The organism is Halorientalis sp. LT38 (assembly GCF_037031225.1).
GTDB lineage: Archaea > Halobacteriota > Halobacteria > Halobacteriales > Haloarculaceae > Halorientalis > Halorientalis halophila.
Window position 1 is genome coordinate 798,542 of the sequence record NZ_JAYEZN010000001.1, and the last position, 20,680, is coordinate 819,221.

Here is a 20,680-nt window from a genome sequence, read left to right on the forward strand (position 1 = left end):
AATCCGAGGTAGCGGCCTACATATGCTTTCTGAAACACACTCGCGAGTTGCCACCGAAACCGGGTGCGTGAATCGCCCGCGGTCACTCCGGAGCGGTCCGCTCGCTCCAGAACGACTCGAACTGCGAGGCGAGGAAGTCCGGCGTCATCCTGACGAACTCCCGGCGCTCGGCCGGGGAGAGGTACTCGTGGACCGAGTGGACCGCGTCGGGGCCGTAGCGCTCCCCCACGAGGAGCCTGACGCCCTCCTCCTCGGTGCCCCTGATGACCCGGCCGATGGCCTGGCGGGCGCGCCTGACCGCGGGGACCGTCAGGGCGTACTCGAACGCCACGTCGTCGCCGAACGCGCGGCCGTAGGCGGTCCGGACCGCGCGGACGCGGGGCGAGCCGATGTTGACCAGCGGGATGCCCACGACGGCGCAGGCGTGGAGTTTGTCGCCGTCGTAGTCGACGCCCTCGGTGAGCGTCCCGCGCGTGCTCGTGACGAGGACTTTTCCGGGCCCGCGGAAGAACTCTCGCTTCAGCTCCTCGGTGGCCTCGTTGCTGGAGCTCTCGTCGACGAGGACCGGCTTCTCGACCACCTCGCGGAGGTAGTCGCCGGCCCAGGCGGCCTCCTGGTAGTTCGGCATGGCGATCATGACGTTGCCGGGGCTGCGCGCCACGGTCCGGAGCACCTGCTCGTACTCGTCGCGGACGCGGTTATCGTGGTCGCGCACCGGGTCGCCGCGGTTGCGGGCGGTGTAGGCCGTCGCGTCGACCTGCCAGCTCGCCCGGTTCTCCTCGGGGAAGCCGAGGCCGTAGGATCTGGTCTGGACCGGCCGGCCGGGGTCCTCGTCGGAGGCCGCGAGGCCGCCGGTCCCCGTGCGCTCGATGGCGTCCAGTCCCGAGACCCTGGTGAACACGTCGAGCGGTTCCAGCGTCGCGCTCATCAGGACCCCGCCGCCGAGTTCGTCGAAGATGCCCCTGAGCGCCTCCGCGGGCATGCAGTCGTAGAGCAGGAGGCCGGCGGTGTAGACCTCCTGCCAGGGGTTCGCGGTCGCGCCTTTCTCGGAGGGGGAGTGTTCGAGTTCGATTTCGCGGAAGGCGGTGACGTGGTCGCGCTCGTACCAGTTGCCCATGACGGCGCCGACCGCCGCGGCCACGCACTGGCGGTTCTCGCCGAGTTCGTCCAGCGTCGTCTCGATCGCGGTCCCGACGCCAGCCAGCGACCGCCACAGGCCACCCGTGTAGTCCTGGCTTTCGGCCCACTCGGTCAGGTCGTCGACTTCCTCGGCCTCCGGATCGCGCAGGGGGACCTCCAGGTCCTCCTCGGGCAGGGAGTCGAGGTCCCGCTCCCAGCCGCGGCCGAACTCGTCGTCGAGGTGGTCGGTCACCCGGTCGTCGAGCCAGCGCACGAGGTCGTCGTAGAAGTCCCGCGCGGTCTCGATGGCCTCGACGGGCACGTCGTGACTCGACAGGCGGTCGTCGACCTCGCGCTCGTGTTCGCGGCTCTGACCCCGTAGCTGGAGCAACTGGTTGCAGTCGTTGCGCGCGCGAACGAGCGTGTGGCGACCGACCCGATCGGAGAGCAGGTCGCGGACTCTGCCCTCCAGCCGATGCGCTTCGTCCACGATCACGAAGGTGTTCTCGTCGAGCACCGCCGAGAGCAGCGGGCGGGACTTGGGGTCGAACAGGTGATTGTAGTTGCCGACGACGACGTCGGCTTCGCCGAGCAGGACGCTCATCGCGCGGTGGGGACAGGTGCCGTGGACGACCGATTCGGGCAGGAACTGCTCCGAGGTGAGGACGTTCTCCTCGCCGTCGGTGAAGTCGACGGGCGAGCCCTTGTTGCGCGCGTACCAGTCCGCCTCGAAGGGGCAGAACAGCGGCGGGTCGTCGCCGTCGACCATCTCCTCGGGCGCGCGGGGCTGTTCGCTCCGGTAGGGCGACTCGACGCCGGCGGTCTCCAGGCGGTCGTCGGCCATCGTGTTGAACTGCTCGGGGTCGCGGCGGGCGGCCTTGGCCAGGTCGCTCGCGCGCTGGGGGTCCCACCACTGGTCGTCCTCGTCGCCGTCACCGGGGACCGCGGCGTCGGCCGCGGCCGGGCGATGGGCCTCGCTCCCGCCGTCGGATTCGACGAGGTGGGCGGTGTCCTCCCGGAGGTCCTCACAGCGGTCGTGGACGCTCGCGTCCCGGGGGAAGACGTCCTCGCGGCCGTAGGGACAGAGGTCGCGCTTCCCCACGAGGGCGATGCCGTCGAGGGGCTGATCCAGACCGGAATTGATCACCCGGAGGTCCTCGACGAACTGGTCGAGTTGCTGTTTGACGGGCGTGACGACCACCACGCTCTCGTAGTCGTCCTCGCGGACGAGGGTGGCCGCCGCCGTCAGCGCGGCCATCGTCTTCCCCGTCCCACAGGGGCCCTCCATCGCGAGGTAGCCGTTCGCGCGCCCGACCTGGATGGCCGACTCGACGGCGTCGGGCTGGTTCTCGTAGGGTTCGTCGTAGCCGAAGTACCGCCGCCAGGCGGGTTCGTCGGCTTCCGCATCGGCGTCTCCCTCCGCCGCCGACGCCCCGGCGCCCTCGCGATCGCTCATTGGAAACAGGTGGGGACCTCCTCGGGTATGAACCTCCGGATTCGCCCTCAGTCGAAGTAGTCGGCCAGGCGCTCGGCGGCCGTCTCGACCCGCGGGGTGACGAGGGCGAACCGGAACCAGTCGGTCCGCGACTCGCCGAACGCTGCTCCGGGCATCCCGGCGACGCCCGCCTCGTCGATCAGCCGCTCGACGTTCGCCATCGTCCCGGGGAAGCCCTCGAAGCGCGCCATGACGTAGAAACTCCCCTCGGGCGTCGTGTACGCGGCCCCCGCCTCGTCCAGCGCGTCGGTGAACGCCGCGATCCGGGAGCGGAGCAGGTCGCGGTTGCGCGCGAAGTAGTCCGGCGGCGTCTCCCGGAGCGCGCGCAGGACGGCGTACTGGGCCGGCCGACTGGTCGTCACGTTGGTCAGCATGTGCCGCGTGCGGAACCCGTCGACCAGCGGGCCGGGGACGACGGTGTAGCCCACGCGGAACCCGGTGATCGCGAGCGACTTCGAGAAGGAGTTGGTGACGATCCGCCGGTCGGAGTCGATCGCCAGCGCGCTCGCGAAGGCCTCCTCGTAATCGAAGTGATCGTACACCTCGTCGCTGACCAGCAGGGCGTCGTAGGTCTCGGCGACGTCGACGAGTTCGCGGAGGGCGTCTTCTGGATAGATCGCGCCGGTGGGGTTGTTCGGCGTGTTGACCGCGATCAGCGCCGTGTCGTCGCTCGCCGCGGCCCTGACGGCGTCGGGGTCCAGCCGGCCATCCTCCTCGACGTCGACGTACCGCGGCGTCCCGCCGAGCAGGTTCGTCCGCCCGGCGTAGTAGGGGTAGACCGGATCGGTGAGGAGCACCTCGTCGCCGGCGTCGCGAGCGAGCGCGGCGGCCCACGCGAGGTGGTTGGCCTCCCCAGCGCCGTTCGTGACGAGCACCTGCCGGACGTCGACGCCGCGGCGGGCCGCGATCTCCTCCCTGAGCGCCCGGAGCCCCTCGCTGGCGGGGTACTGGAATCGGTCGGGTTCGGCCTCGGCGTACTCGGCCAGACCGTCACGGAGCGCCTCCGGTGGCTCCCAGTCCGGGTTCCCGCTCACCATGTCGACGACGTCCCCCGACGCCGCGTCCGCGTACTGCATCACCCGAAAGAACTGCGGCCGCTCGTAGTCCATACCCCCACACGACGGCCCCGAAACCTGTGTCTTTCCACAGCGATCGAGAACCTGTAAGACAGTAATGTAATTCCGCGGCGAATGGGTTTATATCCGATGGGCGTCACAATTATCAGTCATGAAACCCCCCTCGATCGGTCGGAAGCCGTCGGAGCGGCATTTCCTGTGGAAACCGGACGAGGACCACGATACGAAGCGGTTCGACAGGAACTACTTCGAGAAGTGGTGCCGGCATCTCGGTCTCGATTTCGAGACGTACTCGCGGGTGGACCACGAGCGCGCGGAGGAATCACGGACGCAGTACCAGTGCGTGTTCAGCACCGAGTCCGGGTCGGGCGACTCCTTCTCGGTGGGGGGCGAGGAGTGGGACATCCAGACCGGCGAGTCGCCCCGGACGTTCATCGAGATCGACGAGGAGGGAGTCATGCGCATCCAGGGCTGGACGACCGAGCGGATCCTCGACGTGACCGAACTCTGGCACGACGGGCCGGAACTGTACGTCGCCGCCGAGGGCAAGGAGAAACCCCTTCGCCTGGACACGCGCGACCTCGTGGACTGAGCGACCGGGGCCTTCATTGACTGCGCGGGCAATCTCCTGGATATGCGCGAGTACGCGTCGGACCCACCCGTCGAACAGACCGTGGGGGACCGACTCCGCGAGGCCGGCCAGACCGTGGCCGTCGCCGAGGGCTGCACCGGCGGGCTGGTCGCGGCGCTGTTGACCGCCGAACCGGGCGCCAGCGACTTCCTCGACCGGGCGCTCGTCCCCTACTCCTACGACTCCCTGCGAGAACTGCTCGCGATCGATCGCGAGACGCTGGACGAACACGGCGTGGTCAGCGAGCAGACCACGCGAGCACTGGCGCGGGCCGTCCGCGACACGGCGGGGACGACCTGGGGACTCGCGACCGCCGGCGTCGCCGGGCCCGACGGCGGGACCGCCGAGAAACCCGTCGGCACTACCTTCGTCGGCGTCGCCTTCGCCGGCGAGTGGGGCAGCGGGGAGTCGGGCGCGACGGTCGACCGCTACCGGATCGAGGGCGACCGCGCGACGGTCCGCGAGCGAGCGGCCCGGCGGGCGCTGTCGGACCTCGCCAGTCACGTCGCCGATCGCGGCGACTGATCGGGCCCGCACGACCCGGAGACGGCGGACGTCCGTCCGACGCCGTCCCTCGATTTTCGAAAACGGTTTGAACGGCCTGCCCATCCTCCCCGACGGATGAACAAAGCGGGCCACGTCCTGAACGCCGTGCTCCTGAGCATCGGCCTGGGCTACATCCTCGAACCGGCCGGCGACTTCGGGACCTTCCAGACAATCGCCGAGGTCTCCGTCCCCGTCACGCTCGGCGCGCTCTTCCCCGACGTCGACACCGCCTTCGGCCGCCACCGCAAGACGCTGCACAACTTCCTCGTCCTCGGCGTGTTCGTGGCCTACCCCTTCGTCTTCGACAACCTCCAGTACGTCTGGCTGGGCGTGCTGACCCACTACGTGCTCGACCTGCTCGGCAGCAAGCGCGGACTGGCCCTCCTGTACCCCTGGGAGGAGGAGTTCTCCCTCCCCGTGGGCGTCTCGACCTCCAGCAAGTGGGCCACCCCGATGACCCTCGCCGTCACCGGGTTCGAGCTACTCGTCGTGGCGCTCCTGCTCGTCTTCGCACCCGCCTACGTCCCGCCGGAACTGATCGAACACGGGACGCGGGCCTTCGGTCTGTGAGTCGCAGTCCAGGCGCTCACTGCCTCCCGCTCAGTACAGCCGGACGTCGTCGAACTCGTCGCGGTAGAAGATGTGTCCCGGGTGGGTCGGTTCGGTTCCCTGCAGGTAGATCCGGTCGAACTTCTTGTACGTGTTCTCCCAGAACAGGTGTGCGAACTCCGCCGTCTTTCGAAGTCGGTGATCGAGCCCCTCGCGGTGGAAGATCCGCCGCGGCGCCCCCGCCTGTAACGCGGTCACGAGGTCCTCCGTGCTCTCCATCGGTTCCCGGAAGCTGGTCCACACCTCGCCCACCGTCTTCGGCAGGTGGGCGTAGGAGGAGGCGAAGGTCGGCAGGCCCGTGTCGCGGGCGATCTCGAGGGCCCGCCGGTTGTCCCGCTTCCAGTGTTTGGGGTTGTACACCTCCACGGCGTCTATCTGCTCGCGGTACTCCCGGATCTGTTCGATATCCAGGCTCACCGTCAGGAACTCGGGGTGGGGCACCAGGACGGCGGCGTTCTGCCGACGGAGCTCCGCCATGGTGCCTTCGAGGGTCAGAAAGTCCGGCACCGGGTCGGAGAGGCCGACGGCGAGGACGTGTCGGCGCGAGCGCCAGTCGCCGGTGAACAGTTCCCGGGCGGGGACCACCAGCAACTCGTCGTCGGAGTAGCGCGCGGCCGCCTCGCGGATATCCGGCAGCCGGGTGAAGTGTGGCGCGTAAACCAGCGCGTCCAGCCCCCGGGCTTTCGCCCGGCGGACTACCTCGTCGTCGAGGATCTTCACGTGCATGTCGACCCGGAACCCGTCGTCGCTCGCCCCACCAGCCATTTGTCGTCGGGGATTTCGGCGGTCGGCTCATATTGATTCTGGTTTCGCGCAGCCGAGCCTGGCGAACGTTTTTATCGATGCCGGGACACTGTCGGATCGATGCCACACTGGGAGTGCGCGATCGAGGGCGACACCGACCGATACGAGCGCGTCGAGGACCTCATCATCCACCAGGCCACCGAACACGACCGCATCGAGTGCCAGGTCTGCGGGACCGTCCTCCCCGACGGCTACTTCGCGATCCGTCACGCCTTCGACGAACACAGCCGCGCCGAGTACGTCCGCGCCTACGACGCGACCAGCGACGAAGTCCGCCGCCGCGAGAAGGTCAAAGAGGCCATCGAAGAGACCGCCGACATCAACGAAGTCATCGACCGCCTCGAAGGCACCGGGCGCTGACCTGATTCTCGGTCCACCGGACTCCCGACCGACGTTTCTTCACACCCTCCCGGCGCTCGCTTCGCTGGTCGACGCTCGGGACGACCGCAAAGAACGAGTCGCGGACGCTAGCGCTCTTCTGCGTCTCGCGGGTCGTTCCACTCCCCGCTCGACTGTTCCGAGGAGCGGATCGCTTCGCTCACCGCTCCTCGCTGTCCTCGCGAACGAAGTGAGCGGGGGCTCAGTGGAACGCGTTAGCGTTCCTCAGAGTCCAGCACGCGAATCTGGTCCCCGCGCACGGTGACGGGAATCGGGACCGTCGCCTCGTACAGCTCGACGGTGACCTGATCCTTGGACTCGTCGATCCGCTGGACCTGGGCCTTCTCGCCCTTGAACGGGCCGGCGATGAGTTCGACGATGTCGCCCTCGGCGATCCCCTCCACGTCGGGTTTCGGCGAGAGGAAGTGCTCGACCTCGGCGATCGAACTCTTCCCCTGGACGACCCCGCGCATGTGGGGGATCTCGTCGGAGATGCGCTCGAAGACGGCGTGGTCGTCGGCCTCGACCATCACGTAGCTGGTGAGGCTGTCGGGTGCGAGGGCGGCGTGGATCGACGGCTCCTCGCGGTTCATGATCATGTCCGCGACGGTGCGCTCCTGACTGGCCGTGGTTTTGACTGCGAAGATACCCATGTTAGGCGGGGATGAAGCTCATGAGCAGGAAGATGATGAAGCCCAGCAGGCCGACCAGGACGATCCCGGCCCCCGCGATCTTGGCGATCTGGGAGAACTCTTCCCACGACGGAGTGCTCGCGAGTTTCAGCACCCGAACGTAGGAGGTGAGGTCGTACGGTACTTGCATGTCCGGGTGTAACCACCGGTCCTTTTTCTATCTATTGGTACTGGCCCCGTCGGACGAGTGAGCCAGCGGCGAGAAGAGAGCGCTCGGAGGCGTTACTCGACGTAGTCGATGTCGTCGCCCAGGTTCTCGGCTGCCTGTTCGACCTCCGTCTCGTTCTTGCCGTAGATCTGTGGGCTCTCGACGCCCGTGACGACGATCATGGTCTCCATTTTGCCCTCGAAGTCCTGGTTGACGCTGGCGCCCCAGATGATCCGCGCATCCGGATCGATCCGGTCGTAGATCTCCTCGACGACGCCCTCCGCTTCCTCGATGGACATGTCCGGCCCACCGACGACGTTCACGAGGGCGGAGTTGGCCCCGTCGAACTCCACGTCCAGGAGGGGCGATCTGAGTGCCGATCTGATCGAATCCTGGGCCTTGTTCTCCGAGTCGGACTCGCCGAGGCCGATCATGGCGACGCCGCCGTTCTCCATGATCGTCCGAACGTCGGCGAAGTCGACGTTGACGAGGCCGGGCTTGGTGATCAGTTCGGTCATGCCCTTGACCGAGCGCATCAGCACGCGGTCGCAGATCTTGAAGGCGTCCTGCAGCGGCATGGAGGGCGCGTAGTCGAGCAGGCGGTCGTTGGGGACGACGATGACCGTGTCGGAGACGGCGCGCAGGCGTTCGAGGCCCGCGTCGGCGTTGGCCCGCCGTCGCTCACCCTCCGCGGTGAAGGGGATGGTCACGATGGCGATGGTCAGCGCGCCGGCCTCCTGTGCGGCCTGGGCGACCACCGGGGCCGCGCCGGTACCGGTCCCGCCGCCGAGACCCGCCGTGACGAACACCATGTCCGAGCCGTCGATGGATTGCTGGATGTCCTCGATGTTCTCCTGAGCGGCCTCCTCGCCGATCTTGGGGACCGAGCCCGCGCCGCGGCCGCCGGTGCGCTTCTTGCCGATGAGGATCTTCGTGTCGGCCTTCACCTCGTCCGCGAGGTGCTGGGCGTCCGTGTTGGCGGCGACCAGTTTCGCGCCGTGGATGCCCTCCTCCATCATCCGGGTGACCGTGTTGCCGCCCGCGCCGCCGCAACCGACCACCGTGATCTTCGTCTCGAGGTCCTTGACGACGCTCGCCAGTTCCTCGTCGGACATCTGTCCCGAAGTCGAGACGTCTTCGGCGGACGCGGTCCCGCTGTTTTCCGGTTCCTCCGGACTCTGTGCCGGCTCCTCCTCGCTCTCCTCCATGGCGTCGTTAATAATGGAGTCCATATTTAAAGGGGAAATTGCAGAGCAGCATTAATTATCTTTCCCCTCCTGTCAGACGCTCGTCACACATTTCGCGCGGTCTGGTAGGGAGTAATTAACTCAGAGGGGAAAGCGGTCCTCCCGTTGCGAGCGGACCTCGGCGGGCGGAATCGTCCGTCCGTTGACTTCCACGGGTTCGCCGGCTGACAGGCGACCGAACTTCGGGCCCTCCGGGACGCCCAGCGTCTTCGCCTTCCCGGGATCGAACGTCTCGGTCCGGACGACGACGGCGTCTGCCTGCCGCTCGACCGCGTCGTACCCCGCCTCCAGTAGGGAGACGATACCGTCGATAATCGCCTCGTACGCTTCCCCGGACGCGAGGGCTGCGTCGCCCGCGACCCGGTTGCCGTTCTCGTCGGTCTCGAATGCCAGGGCCCGCTCGGCCACGATGGCCCTGGATCGATCCTGGTCGACCCCCTGGGCCGCCTCGAACAGCGCTTCGGGGAGCGAGACGGTCTCGAAGTCCGCGTCGGGCGCGGCGTCGCGAGCGGGGTCGCCGAAGCGGAGCCCCTCCGCGACCGGAGAGAGCGCCGCCTCGAGCCGCGTGGCGAGCGCGACGGGGACGCCGGTCACCTCCTGCACCCACGTCTCGCCGACGGTTCGGTATCCCAGCGCCTCGATCTCGGCGGCGAGGTCGGGGTGGTCGCCGTCGATCACGGCGTGGGTGGCCGCGCTCTCCGCGAAGGCGGCTTCGACGAGGTCCCGGTTCTGGGCCGGGTCGCCCATCGCGTCCAGTCCCCAGTCGGCGGCCAGGTGGCCGACCGCCCAGTCGGTCTCGCGGACGATCCGGGTGAACCGCGGCGCGTAGTGGTTGCCGCCGAACCCCACGAGGTGGCGGCGGACGGTTTCGGGGCCGGTTTCGCCCGTCGCAGCCGGGGTGGCCGGCTCCGGGTCGGCGTCGGGCGCGACCCCGCGGAGGTCGAGGATCGCCCGCGCCACGGCCTCGGCGGCGGCCGGATCCTCCCACTGGGGCTCGCCGCTACCGACCTCGACGAACATCGACGGGACGCCCACGTCGGTCGGCCCGTGGTGGGTGCACTCCATCCCCACGTCGTAGTCCGCTGGTGCGTGCGTTTCGAGGGCCTCGAGGACCTCGCTGTGTGCGTGCGGACAGGCCCGCGCCAGGGCGTTCGGCTCGCCGCCGTGTTCGGCCGGTCCGAAGTTGCCCGTGTGATGGGCGGTGAGCAGCGGCCCCGTTTCACCGCTGTGGCGGGATGCGAAGACCAGGAGGTCGAGGTCGGCCTCGAACGCCCCGGCGATCCCGTCGAGTTCGAGGTGCCAGTCCTCGAACTCGCGGAGTTCCGCGCCCTCGGCCCGGTAGGCGGCGACCGCGTCCCCGTCGTCGGGGTCGATCCGGTCCCAGTCGAGCAGGTCGAGCAGGTGCTCGCCGACGTGTTCCGAGGCCCGGTCGGCACGGGAGACGACGACGCCGAGCATCAGTCGGCCCCCTCGAGATAGCGGGGGTCGCGGCCGAACGCGGTCCGGACCGCGTCACCGGCCAGCCCGAACAGCCGCCGGAGCGCGCTGCGACGGTGGACGAACAGCGCCGTCCCGAGCAGGAGGTACAGGCCCGTGTAGGCGAGCAGGAGTTCCTCGCTCGAGATCGGCAGCGTCAGGACGTCCCTGATGAGCGCGAACTCGAGGACGACCTGGGAGATGAAGAGGGAGAAGAGGGCGATCGCCTCCCGGATCGAGATCTCGAAATTACAGAGGATCGCCAGCGCGAAGTACGACTGGGCGGCGGTGATCCAGATCTCCGCGGCCTGCCGGCTGTCGAAGGGGAGCGTGCCGTACGCGCCCAGCGCGATCGAGTAGACGACCGCGATGGTCCCGATCAGGAGCGTCCACTGGTTGAGCTTCGAGGAGATGAGCGCGTTGAACCCGGCCGTCGAGCGGGCCTTGTTGACCAGCACCGCGACGACGATCAGCTCCGGTGACTCGCTGGCCAGCGGCGCGACCCACTGGATCATGAAGAACTCGGGGATCCCGTTCTCGAGCCCGATCAGTTCGAGGCCGTGCGCGAAGGGCTCGACGGCGGTGAAGATCATCACCCCGGAGTAGCCGAAGAGGACGAGGACGGCCAGCGGTCGCCAGGGCCGGGCCCACCCCTGGAGGTACCGCGGTACGCCGACGGTGTGATCGCTCTGCTCGACGTCGGACTTGAGGATCAGCCCGATGTAGGCGACGTAGAGGCCCACGAGGAACAGGGTGTCGAACAGGCCGATGCCGCCGCCGAAGGGGACGGCGAACGCCCACGCGGTCGCGAGGAAGAGGAAGGTGATCTCCGTCGCGATGTCGTCGTCGAGCCGGACGGCGTCGCGCAGCCGACCGTCGCGCTGCTTTACCGCCGTGTCCTTCGTCTTGACCGCGCGCCAGACGGTGAACACGGCGATGCCGGCCCAGCCGATCCCGATGAGGATCCGGTTCGCGCCGGTCATGTTGGCGATGGCGAGGTTGGCGTCGTGGCAGGCGGCGGCCACGGGAGTCGCCTGGGCCTCGACCTGGGCGGCCGTCAGCCCGGCGCAGGCCTCGGCCGTCGCGCCGCCGGCCCCGGCGTTCCAGGCGTAGAGGGCGTCGACCGCGTACTCCGGGGCGACCGCGAGCACCGCGAGGACGGCGATGGCGAACGATCGCGGGACGTCCTTCTCCGCGGTCTCCGCGCCCCAGGCGAGCAGAAAGGAGGCGCCGAGGACGGCCACGCCGCTCAGAAGCACCGTCGTCGTCGTTCCCAGCCCCGTTCCCGTCACGCGGACGGCGACCCAGGGGAGCGTCAGCGACACCGTCGCCGCGACCGCGGTGAGCGGATGGCGAAGTCCCGTCACTACCCCGAGTCAACGGCCACCGGCAGGAAAAGGTTGCCAATCGGGGCCTCTCCGAGACGACGGCACACCGACACCCGTCGCGCCGGTCGGCCGGCACGCCTGCGGGCAGGCCCACCGCGGCGGGAGCGGTGCGATTATGCCGGTCCCCCGACTCGTCGCCGGTATGGACGTGTACGGACTGATCGGGAACCCGGTGGGCCACTCGCTGTCGCCGCCGATGCACGAGGCGGCCTACGCGGACCTGGGCATCGACGCGCGCTACGTCACATTCGAGCCGCCAGCCGACGCCGGGGCGGCCGCCGTCGAGGCCGCCGCCACGCTCGGCGTGTCGGGCCTGAACGTGACGATTCCGTTCAAGCAGGACGTGCTTACAGCGGTCGATCCCGACCCGCTGGCCGAGCGCATCGGCGCGGTCAACACGATCGACTTCGCGACCGATCCGCCGACCGGCTACAACACCGATTCGGTCGGTGCGACCCGGGCGCTGCGGTCGGGCGGCGTCGAACTGGACGGCCGGGCGGTCGTCGTCGGCGCCGGCGGCGCGGGTCGGGCGGTCGCGTTCGGCCTCGCAGACGAGGGGATGACGGTGGATATCGCCAACCGAACGGAGGAGACCGCCCACGACCTCGCCGCCGAGGTGCCGGACGCGACGGGGCACGGCCTCGACGCGCTCGGGGATCTCGTATCGGACGCGGACGTGCTCGTCAACTGCACGAGCGTCGGGATGAAGGAAGACCGGTCGCCGGTCCCGGCCGAGGCGCTCCACGCCGACCTCGGGGTGTTAGACGCCGTCTACGACCCGATCGAGACGCGGCTCCTGCGGGACGCGGCCGCGGCCGGGGCGACGACGGTCGACGGGGCCAGAATGCTGCTGTTCCAGGGCGTCGAGGCGTTCGAGCGCTGGACTGACCGCGACGCACCCGTCGAAAAAATGAACGTCGTTCTACGGGAGCGTCTTTAAGTATGCGGGTTGACTATATCCGACCATGGGGCTGTTCAAGATACTGAAGTCGGTCATCGGACTCGGCGGTTCCGGCTCGCGGACGGCGTCCGGGACGGCCGAGCCCGCGCCCGACAACGTCGACGTATCGGTCGAACACGAACCCGAGCCCGACGCAGAGACCGAAGCCGCGGTCAAGGGCACAGACGACGCGACCGCGACCGAGTCAGCCGACACCGAAGCCGCATCGACCCCGGCCACGGGAAGCGACCCCGACGCGACCGGCGAACCTGAGGACGAAGCAGAAGACGCAACTGAACCGGACGTCGAGGCGGACGACGGTCTGGACGCGGACGCCGACGAGTCGGACGCGGATACCGAACCCGAAGCCGATACTGAGGCGGACGCCGACGTGGAAGCGGACGAGGCAGACGTCGATGCGGACGCGGAGGACGCGGACGCCGACGTGGAGGCAGACGATGCGGACCTCGACCTCGAGAACGCCGACGCGGCCACGGACACGATCAAGGGCATCGGCCCGTCCTACGCGGAGACGCTGACGGATATCGGGATCGAGTCGGTCGGCGACCTCGCAGCGGCAGACGCCGCGGACGTGGCGGACCAGACCGACCTCTCGGAGAAGCGCGTCGGGCGCTGGATCGCCCGCGCACGCGGCGAAGACGAGTAGAACCGCAAAACGGTTACTCCTGTATCCACTCTCTGCGGGTAGATGACGACGCCGACGGTCGCGACCGACAGGGCCGCCTTTCGACGCGTCGCCGACGGCGTCGCCCCGGGGACGCGCGTCCCCGTCGAGTGCCGCGTCACCGTCGCCGACCCCTTCGAGGCCTACCGACGCGCCCGCACCGGGGACGGTGACGGGGGCACGTACCTCGAAACCACGGGCGGGCAGTCCGGCTGGGGCTACTTCGGCGTCGATCCGATCGACTGGGTGACCGTCGACCCTGGGGACGGCCCGGCGCTGGCCGCACTCGGCGAGCGCCTGGCCGCGGAATCGCTCGCCCGCGGCGACTGCGAGGTGCCCTACCCCTGCGGCGGAATCGGCTGGCTCTCCTACGACCTGGTCCGCGACCTCGAGGCGCTCCCGAGCGACGCCGAGCGCGACCGCGAGCTCCCGAGGTTGCAGTTGGCGCTGTACGACCGACTCGCGTCGTGGGAGGAACCGCGCGGCGAGGAGACTGAACTGCGGGTCACGGCCTGTCCGCGGGTCGATCCCGACGGCGAGCGAGGGCGATCGGTCGACGCGGCGTACGATCACGGGCTCGCACGGGCAGAGGACCTGATCGAGCGAGCCACGGCCGGCGATCCGTCGGTGGGGTCGCCGCCGGTCGACGCCGAGACCGCCCGGTTCGAGAGCGACTGCGGGCGGGCGGCGTTCGCCGACCGCGTCCGGCGGGTCAAGGAGTACGTCCGCGACGGCGAGACGTTCCAGGCCAACGTCTCCCAGCGCCTCCGGGCTCCCGCGGCCGTCCACCCGGTCGAGGCGTTCGACGCGCTCCGGAGAGTCAATCCCGCGCCCTACTCCGCGCTGGTGGAGTTCCCGGGCGTCGACCTGGTGAGCGCCAGCCCGGAGCTCCTGCTGGAACGTGAGGGCGACCGACTCGTGACCGAACCCATCGCGGGCACCCGGCCCCGGGGCGACACGCCGGGGGCAGACGAGCGGCTGGAACGGGACCTCCTGACCGACGAGAAGGAGCGGGCCGAGCACGCGATGCTCGTCGACCTGGAGCGCAACGACCTCGGGAAGGTCAGCGAGTACGGCAGCGTCGACGTGACCGACTACCGGCGCGTCGACCGCTACAGCGAGGTGATGCACCTCGTCTCCGAGGTCCGCGGGCGACTCCGGGAGGGCGCGGACCTGGCCGAGGCCATCGCGGCGGTATTCCCGGGCGGGACCATCACTGGGGCGCCCAAACCCCGGACGATGGAGATCATCGACGAAGTGGAAGCCACGCGCCGCGGCCCCTACACCGGGAGCGTCGGGATCTTCGGGTTCGACGGGCGAGCGACGCTGAACATCGTGATCCGGACGCTCGTGCGCTACGGCGACGAGTACCACCTCCGGGTCGGTGCCGGGATCGTTCACGACTCCGAGCCAGATAGGGAGTACGAGGAGACCCTCGACAAGGCGCGGGCCCTCGTCAGCGCGGTCGACGAGGCGCTCGGCCGGCGGGGCGATCTGGCCGTCGAGCGCACATCGGCCGACGGGGCGGAGTCGGCCGGCGAGACCGAGTCCGACGGCGAGGTGGAGTCGTGAGAGTCCTCGTGATCGACAACTACGACTCCTTCGCCTACAACCTCGTCCAGTACATCGGTGACGTCATCACGTCACCGGGCACCCCGACGCAGTCGGGGGACGTGGGCGAGGTCCTGACCGACCCCCAGTGGGGCGTCGCGGACGATGGAGGGGCCGACGACGGCACTGGCGAGGTGCTCGTCCGCCGGAACGACGCCGTCACGATCGACGAGATCCGCGACCTCGACCCGGACGGGATCGTCGTCTCGCCTGGGCCCGGCACCCCGGAGGACGCGGGCGTTTCGGTCCCGATCTTCACCGACCTCTCGATTCCCACGCTCGGGGTCTGCCTGGGCCACCAGGCGCTTTGCGCCGCGAACGGCGCGGCCGTCGGCCACGCCGAGGCGGTCGTCCACGGCAAGCCCTCGACCATCGAACACGACGGCCGCGGGCTGTTCGCCGACCTGCCCGAGCAGTTCCAGGTGGGGCGGTACCACTCGCTGGCCGTCGAGCGCGGCGACCTGCCGGACGTCCTCGAAGAGACGGCCTGGACCGTCGAGAGCGGGACGGAACCGCGCGTCGTCATGGGTGTGCGCCACCGCGAGCGCCCCCACTACGGCGTGCAGTTCCACCCCGAGAGCATCCTGACCGACGCGGGCAAGCGACTGATCGCCAATTTCTGTACCCGATGTCAGCATACACCTACCACGTAGACGGCGAACTGGTCCCGGCCGACGAGGCCACCGTCAGCGTCCGCGATCGCGGGTTCATGTACGGCGACGCGGCCTTCGAGACGCTGCGGGCCTACGGCGGCACGGTCTTCGAGTGGGCGGCCCACGAGGACCGGCTCAGAAACACCTGTGACCTGCTCGGGTTCGCCGACGCGGTCCCGGACGACCTCCGCGAGCGCGTCCGGGCGACCCTCGACGCCAACGACCTCGCGGACGCCTACGTCCGGCTGTCGGTCTCCAGAGGGGTCCAGCCCGGGAAACTGACGCCCGATCCGGACGTGGACCCGACGGTGGTCGTGATCGTCAAAGAGCTCCCCCGGGGCGGCGTCGACGGGACGACGCCCTGGGACGATCCCGCCGTCGTCCAGACGGTCAAGACCCGGCGGACGCCCGACGCGGCGGTCCCCGCGGCCGCGAAGACGCACAACTACCTGAACGGGATCCGCGCCCGGCTGGAACTCCGCCGGGCCGCCACCGACGAGTTCCGGGCCGACGAGGCGCTCCTCCGGACGACCGACGACGCCGTCGCCGAGGGCGCGACGAGCAACGTCTGCTTCGTCGACGGCGGCGTCCTCAAGACCCCCAGCGAGGACTGCGACGTCCTGCCGGGCGTGACCCGTGACGTGGTCGTGGACCTGGCCCGCGAGGAGGAGTTCCGCGTCGAGACCGGCGAGTACGGCGTCGACGAGGTGCGCGAGGCCGATGAGGCGTTCCTGACGAACACGACCTGGGAGATCAGACCGATCGCGAGCGTCGACGGCATCGAGATCGGGACCGGGCCGATGACGAAACTCCTGACTCGGCTGTTCGACGAGCGGGTCGAGCGGCGGCACTACCAGCGCGACGAGTGAGCCGAGGCGGCGGCCTCAGACCACGTCCTCGCGTTCGACGCCGGGGATCTCGAGGACCAGATCCGCGCCGTAGGCGCCGGCCGGCGTCTGGTAGCCGGCGGGGGCGTCGCCGTCGAGGACGCGCTCTGCGATTTCCAGGGACGACTCGACGGTGAGCTTGTAGGTTTCGGGCGTCTCCAGCCGCGAGACGGCGCGGTTGCCGTCCGCGTCGGTCACTTCCCCCCAGACGTACCCTCGCCCTCGTTCCCGGGTGCGCTCGCCCGGGCCTGACACGGCCGCATCGACGAGCCCCTGGAGCGTCGACTTCACCGGGCCGACGTCGAGCAGCGGTGCGAGGGGACGAGAGCCTCGCATCGCCCAGATAGCTGGCTCGGGGGCAGCCATGTACACCTCGATGTTGGGGATGCCGGTGGTGTGGTACCCGGTCACCACGTCGCCCCATGGAATGGTGACCGCCGAGCGCTCCCCCGAGCCGAAGTCGATCCGCCGGGTCCGGTAGGCGGTCGGCACCGACTCGAGCAGGCCGTCCCGGCGGACGTACCCGCCGTCGCCGGCGTAGTTCAGCATCGTCTTCATCGTCCCCGGCGAGATGTCGGCCAGCCCCTTGAACGCCAGCGCGAGGTGGGTGGCGTCGGGGAGTCGCTCCGCGAGGTGAGCGGCCAGGCAGTCCGTCGGAACCACGTCGAAGCCCACGCCCGACATGAGCATCACGTCGGCCTCGGTGGCCCGGTCGTCGTACCCGGCGACGCCCTCGAACACGTCGATCTCGCCGGTGATGTCGAGGTAGTGCGTCCCGGCTTCGAGTGCGGCTTCGACCATCGGTTCGTAGGTCCGGACGAACGGGCCGGCGCAGTTGAGGACGACGTCGTAGTCCGCCAGCCGGTCTGCGACCGCGTCGACGTCGTCGAGGTCGAAGGCAGCCATCTCACAGTTTAACTCGGCGGCCTGCTCGGTGAGTTCGCGCTCGTCACGGCCGGCGAGCGTCGGGTCCAGCCCCCGTTCGGTCGCGACCTCTGCGATCAGTTCCCCCGTGTACCCGTAGGAGCCGTAGAGCAGCAGTTCGGACATACCGGGCTGTCGCGGGTCTCCCCCGTTAAGGTAGCGCCCCAATTCTCGCGTCCGGTTTAAACGACCGCCGCAACCGCGACGAACCGAGGCGTTGAAACACGGGACGTTCGACGATCCGGTATGGACGAGGACAGCCGGATCGCGGCCGTCGACGAGGTGCCGACGGACTCGACCTTCCTGTTCCGGGTCCGCGATCTGGACGGGGACGAGGAGCGGGAGGCGATCCTGCTCCGGATCGTGGACGGCGAGGACGAGCGAGACGCGTACGAACGGAGTGAGTCCTCGGAACCGGCGAGCGGGGAGGAACGAAGTGACGACCCGCGAGACGACGCGGGCGAGATCGCCTGCTGGCTGAACTACTGCCAGCACTTCACGCACATCAAACTCGACAAGGGATCGGGCGCGCCGATGCGCGACGGGGAAGTCGTCTGCGCGAACCACGGGGCCTACTTCGAGGGCGATTCCGGCCTCTGTACCTACGGCCCGTGCGAGGGGGCGTACCTTGAGGGCGTCGAGGTCGAGGTCCGCGAGGGCGCCGTCTACCTGACCGACGCGGATTACGACTTCGTCGGCGTCGGGCCCGGCGAGGAAGACGATCTGGACCTGTCCTCGAAGTCGAACTACGAGTTCTGATCGGGACGCCGGTTCTGGCTCACCTGGAGGCCGCGAGCGGTCCCCACGAGCACCATCAGGGCGCCGACGAACACGAGCACGACGGTCCCCAGCAACACGAAGATGGAGTCGCCGAAGGTGAGACCGGCCGCGAGCAGCGCCGGCAGTCCGACCACGAAGAAGGCCCCGAGGAGGACCGAGACCCGTTGCGCTCTGGTGAACGGTTGCTCGCGCAGGAGTCGGTAGGGCGAGCGGCCGGGAACGGCGAGGCCGGCGGCGGTGACGGTCAGTCCACCGACGATGCCGACGAAGGAGACCAGCAGCGTGTCACCGCCCCAGCCGGGCGTCTGGCCGCGTTGCTGGGGGAGTCGCTCCTCCTGCCCGCTCTCCAGCAGGCCGGTCAGCAGCGACGGAAAGGCGAGCGTCACGATACCGGCGACGAGCACCGTGATCCCCCCGACCACGAGCGCCGTCCGCACGGTTGCGCCCAGTGTCCCGCGCACGTTCCCCGTATCCCCGTTGAACGCCCTATAGTTTGCTACTCGTGACTGTCACTCGATACGGAAGATCGGTTCCCCCACGTCCTCGCTCTTGCACTCGGGGCACCGACTCGGGCGATTCACCAGGTCGTCGAACTCCTCGAACCCGCAGTCGCGACAGGTCGGTGGCGCGACCAGCAACTGTTCGTCGGTGTGTTCGAGCGACTGAGCGATGTGCTCGACGTGGGTGAGCGCCGTGCTCGTCACGATGTCGAACTCCCGGGCGATGGCGGCGGCGGCCATCGGCTCCTCGCGGAGTCGGTCGGTCACGCGCTGGCGGGTCGTCCGGTCCGTCTTCGCCTCGCGCATGCCGGTCGTTTGGGTCCAATTCACATACTTCTTCTGGACGGCGCAACCGGTGACGGCGCCGGGGAGGCGGCGTACACCCGTCAAACGGCGGTCCAAAAAGAACTTAGCCCCGTAGGGCGACCCACCGCGCATGGAAGCTGTTGTTCTCGCCGGGGGTTACGCGACGCGGCTGTGGCCGGTCACGAAGCATCGGCCCAAGATGCTCCTCCCGGTGGGGGAGACGACCGTCATCGATCGCATTCTGACCGAACTGGAGTCCGACGACCGGATCGACGACGTCTACGTCAGCACGAACGAGCGCTTCGGCCCCGACTTCGAGGCCCACGTCGAGAAGGAGGGCTACGAGAAGCCCCAGCTGTCCATCGAGGAGACCACCGAGGAAGACGAGAAGTTCGGCGTCGTCGGTGCGCTCGCCCAGCTTGTCGAGCGCGAGGACGTCGACGACGACCTGCTCGTGATCGCTGGCGACAACCTCATGGGCTTTTCCGTCTCCGACTTTCTCGACTACTTCGAGGAAAAATCGTCACCGACGCTGGCGGCCTACGACGTCGGGTCCCGGGAGAAGGCCAAATCCTACGGCCTGGTCGAACTCGACGGTGATCGCGTGGTCGACTTCCAGGAGAAGCCCGACGAGCCCAACAGCACGCTGGTCTCGATCGCCTGCTACGCCTTCCCCGCCGAGAGCATCCGCTTCGCCGAGTACCTCGAGGGCGGCAACAACCCCGACGAGCCCGGCTGGTTCCTCCAGTGGCTCCAGTCCCGCGACGACGTCTACGCCTTCACCTTCGACGACGCCTGGTACGACATCGGCACGCCCGAGAGCTACCTCGAGGCCGTCGCCTGGGAACTCGACGGCGGGCAACTGGTCGCCGAGAGCGCCACCGTCGAGGGCTCGACGATCGGCGAGAACGTCCACGTCCTCCCCCGCGCCGAGGTCCGGGACTCGACCGTCGAGTCCGCGGTCGTCTTCCCCGACGCCGTCATCGAGGACTGCGAGATTCGCGACTCCATCATCGACAAGGACACCCACGTCGAGAATCTGGACCTCGCGGGCGCGCTCATCGGCGCGCACACCCAGATCACCAACGGCTGACGTCCGATTCCGCCGCTACTTCTCGGCGGTCGCCGTCATCCGACCGGCGAGTTCGCTCGCGATAGCCAGCCCGTACTCCAGTGGCAACGGGGCGGTGACGGCGTCGCTCTCGGCCGCCCACTCACCGTAGGCGTCCCGGTCGACGAAGACGTTCCCGTACGGGCAGGTGTACCCGTACATCTCCTCGGGCGCGTACGGCGGATCGCCCGAGGCCGTCGCGTCGACGCCGAAGGAGAACACGGCCGTCTCGGGCGTCGCGTGGACGGTGCCGTCCGCCGTCACCTCGAAGCGGACCGTCTCACCCGAGGTCGGACACTCCGAGGTGACGGTGCCGGCTTCGCCGGTGAGGAAGGGGACGATCATCGGGTCGTAGACGCACTGGTAGGCCTGGCGCTCGCCGTCGGCCGTCAGGACGTGGGGCGATTCCTCGGTCGTGCAGAGGTCTTCGGGGCCCAGCGGGTCCTTGGCCGTGGGTTCGACGGCGAAAGTCACCGCGCCCAGCAAGTCCGCCGCGGTCTCGACCCCGTCGACGCCGTACAATTCGGCGATCGCGTCGCCCAGTCGCTCGGGGAGTTCGACGGTCGCCGCGTCCGTCGTCGGTTCGATCCGTATCGCGTCAGTGTTCGTGGTCATGGATTCCGCCACCATTACTTCGAAGACCGAAGTTATTAAGCTGTGAAGTCCAAAGTATA

General features: G+C 69.0%; 23 protein-coding genes. 11 read left to right on the forward strand and 12 right to left on the reverse strand.

All coding sequences use genetic code 11. The features are described 5' to 3' along the window. Window positions 1–82 precede the first annotated feature (82 nt). Complete coding sequence (locus U5918_RS04270; protein ID WP_335999719.1) at window positions 83–2,575, reverse strand: ATP-dependent DNA helicase; 2,493 nt, start codon at window positions 2,573–2,575, stop codon at window positions 83–85. Between the two features lie 47 nt (window positions 2,576–2,622). Further along, window positions 2,623–3,723 carry a pyridoxal phosphate-dependent aminotransferase gene (locus U5918_RS04275; protein ID WP_335999720.1) on the reverse strand — a complete coding sequence of 367 codons (1,101 nt, stop codon included), beginning with the start codon at window positions 3,721–3,723 and terminating at the stop codon, window positions 2,623–2,625. Window positions 3,724–3,841: 118 nt separating this feature from the next. On the opposite strand from U5918_RS04275, the gene U5918_RS04280 reads away from it, so the two are divergent. From U5918_RS04280 to U5918_RS04290, 3 genes are all read left to right on the forward strand, one after another. Continuing rightward, on the forward strand, window positions 3,842–4,282 hold the full coding sequence (locus U5918_RS04280; protein WP_335999722.1) for a hypothetical protein: 441 nt from the start codon (window positions 3,842–3,844) through the stop codon (window positions 4,280–4,282). A gap of 42 nt (window positions 4,283–4,324) precedes the next feature. After that, window positions 4,325–4,846: a CinA family protein gene (locus U5918_RS04285; protein WP_335999723.1), complete on the forward strand. Its 522-nt coding sequence runs from the start codon at window positions 4,325–4,327 to the stop codon at window positions 4,844–4,846. Window positions 4,847–4,942: 96 nt separating this feature from the next. Next, window positions 4,943–5,437: a metal-dependent hydrolase gene (locus U5918_RS04290; RefSeq protein ID WP_335999726.1), complete on the forward strand. Its 495-nt coding sequence runs from the start codon at window positions 4,943–4,945 to the stop codon at window positions 5,435–5,437. 30 nt (window positions 5,438–5,467) lie between these two features. Here the strand turns inward: U5918_RS04290 and U5918_RS04295 are convergent, their stop codons facing one another. Beyond that, window positions 5,468–6,241 carry a PHP-associated domain-containing protein gene (locus U5918_RS04295; RefSeq protein WP_335999727.1) on the reverse strand — a complete coding sequence of 258 codons (774 nt, stop codon included), beginning with the start codon at window positions 6,239–6,241 and terminating at the stop codon, window positions 5,468–5,470. A 99-nt stretch (window positions 6,242–6,340) separates the two neighbouring features. On the opposite strand from U5918_RS04295, the gene U5918_RS04300 reads away from it, so the two are divergent. Beyond that, window positions 6,341–6,640: a DUF7565 family protein gene (locus U5918_RS04300; RefSeq protein WP_335999729.1), complete on the forward strand. Its 300-nt coding sequence runs from the start codon at window positions 6,341–6,343 to the stop codon at window positions 6,638–6,640. A 233-nt stretch (window positions 6,641–6,873) separates the two neighbouring features. Here U5918_RS04300 and U5918_RS04305 read toward each other — a convergent pair whose 3' ends face one another. The 5 genes from U5918_RS04305 to U5918_RS04325 form a co-directional block, all read right to left on the reverse strand. Further along, window positions 6,874–7,311: a transcription elongation factor Spt5 gene (locus tag U5918_RS04305; RefSeq protein WP_335999730.1), complete on the reverse strand. Its 438-nt coding sequence runs from the start codon at window positions 7,309–7,311 to the stop codon at window positions 6,874–6,876. Between the two features lies 1 nt (window position 7,312). Next, window positions 7,313–7,480, reverse strand: a complete 168-nt coding sequence (locus U5918_RS04310) for a protein translocase SEC61 complex subunit gamma (RefSeq protein ID WP_335999731.1) — start codon at window positions 7,478–7,480, stop codon at window positions 7,313–7,315. Between the two features lie 92 nt (window positions 7,481–7,572). Further along, a complete protein-coding gene (gene ftsZ, locus U5918_RS04315; RefSeq protein WP_335999732.1) occupies window positions 7,573–8,730 on the reverse strand; it encodes a cell division protein FtsZ in 1,158 nt (385 codons plus the stop codon). A 96-nt stretch (window positions 8,731–8,826) separates the two neighbouring features. Beyond that, window positions 8,827–10,203: a D-aminoacyl-tRNA deacylase gene (locus U5918_RS04320; RefSeq protein ID WP_335999734.1), complete on the reverse strand. Its 1,377-nt coding sequence runs from the start codon at window positions 10,201–10,203 to the stop codon at window positions 8,827–8,829. Continuing rightward, entirely contained in the window at window positions 10,203–11,588 is a 1,386-nt protein-coding gene (locus U5918_RS04325; RefSeq protein WP_335999736.1) for a sodium:calcium antiporter, read from the reverse strand. The genes U5918_RS04320 and U5918_RS04325 overlap by 1 nt, the downstream gene beginning before the upstream one ends. Window positions 11,589–11,751: 163 nt before the next feature. Here U5918_RS04325 and aroE point away from each other — a divergent pair, with 163 nt between their 5' ends. From aroE to U5918_RS04350, 5 genes are read left to right on the forward strand one after another with little or no spacing between them, the layout of a single operon-like run. Continuing rightward, window positions 11,752–12,549, forward strand: coding sequence for a shikimate dehydrogenase (aroE, locus tag U5918_RS04330; RefSeq protein ID WP_335999738.1), 798 nt, complete (start codon window positions 11,752–11,754; stop codon window positions 12,547–12,549). Between the two features lie 25 nt (window positions 12,550–12,574). Further along, window positions 12,575–13,216: a helix-hairpin-helix domain-containing protein gene (locus U5918_RS04335; RefSeq protein ID WP_335999740.1), complete on the forward strand. Its 642-nt coding sequence runs from the start codon at window positions 12,575–12,577 to the stop codon at window positions 13,214–13,216. A 42-nt stretch (window positions 13,217–13,258) separates the two neighbouring features. Continuing rightward, window positions 13,259–14,806, forward strand: a complete 1,548-nt coding sequence (pabB, locus tag U5918_RS04340; RefSeq protein WP_335999742.1) for an aminodeoxychorismate synthase, component I — start codon at window positions 13,259–13,261, stop codon at window positions 14,804–14,806. Next, window positions 14,803–15,498, forward strand: coding sequence for an anthranilate synthase component II (locus U5918_RS04345; protein WP_335999743.1), 696 nt, complete (start codon window positions 14,803–14,805; stop codon window positions 15,496–15,498). Before pabB ends, U5918_RS04345 begins: the two co-directional genes overlap by 4 nt. After that, the gene (locus U5918_RS04350; RefSeq protein WP_335999745.1) at window positions 15,474–16,367 is read left to right on the forward strand and encodes an aminotransferase class IV; all 894 of its coding nucleotides are present in this window, start codon (window positions 15,474–15,476) and stop codon (window positions 16,365–16,367) included. Before U5918_RS04345 ends, U5918_RS04350 begins: the two co-directional genes overlap by 25 nt. 15 nt (window positions 16,368–16,382) lie before the next feature. On the opposite strand, the gene U5918_RS04355 is transcribed toward U5918_RS04350, so the two are convergent. After that, a complete protein-coding gene (locus tag U5918_RS04355) occupies window positions 16,383–17,435 on the reverse strand; it encodes a saccharopine dehydrogenase family protein (RefSeq protein WP_335999747.1) in 1,053 nt (350 codons plus the stop codon). A gap of 120 nt (window positions 17,436–17,555) precedes the next feature. Between U5918_RS04355 and U5918_RS04360 the strand changes: the two genes are divergently transcribed. After that, the gene (locus U5918_RS04360; RefSeq protein WP_335999749.1) at window positions 17,556–18,068 is read left to right on the forward strand and encodes a Rieske (2Fe-2S) protein; all 513 of its coding nucleotides are present in this window, start codon (window positions 17,556–17,558) and stop codon (window positions 18,066–18,068) included. Here U5918_RS04360 and U5918_RS04365 read toward each other — a convergent pair. After that, a complete protein-coding gene (locus U5918_RS04365) occupies window positions 18,056–18,550 on the reverse strand; it encodes a hypothetical protein (RefSeq protein ID WP_335999750.1) in 495 nt (164 codons plus the stop codon). The genes U5918_RS04360 and U5918_RS04365 overlap by 13 nt on opposite strands. A gap of 48 nt (window positions 18,551–18,598) precedes the next feature. Beyond that, entirely contained in the window at window positions 18,599–18,895 is a 297-nt protein-coding gene (locus U5918_RS04370) for a transcriptional regulator (protein ID WP_335999751.1), read from the reverse strand. Window positions 18,896–19,025: 130 nt separating this feature from the next. Between U5918_RS04370 and U5918_RS04375 the strand changes: the two genes are divergently transcribed. Then, window positions 19,026–19,988 carry an NDP-sugar synthase gene (locus U5918_RS04375; protein WP_335999753.1) on the forward strand — a complete coding sequence of 321 codons (963 nt, stop codon included), beginning with the start codon at window positions 19,026–19,028 and terminating at the stop codon, window positions 19,986–19,988. 15 nt (window positions 19,989–20,003) lie between these two features. On the opposite strand, the gene merB is transcribed toward U5918_RS04375, so the two are convergent. After that, a complete protein-coding gene (gene merB / locus U5918_RS04380) occupies window positions 20,004–20,621 on the reverse strand; it encodes an organomercurial lyase (protein WP_335999754.1) in 618 nt (205 codons plus the stop codon). Window positions 20,622–20,680: the final 59 nt, after the last annotated feature.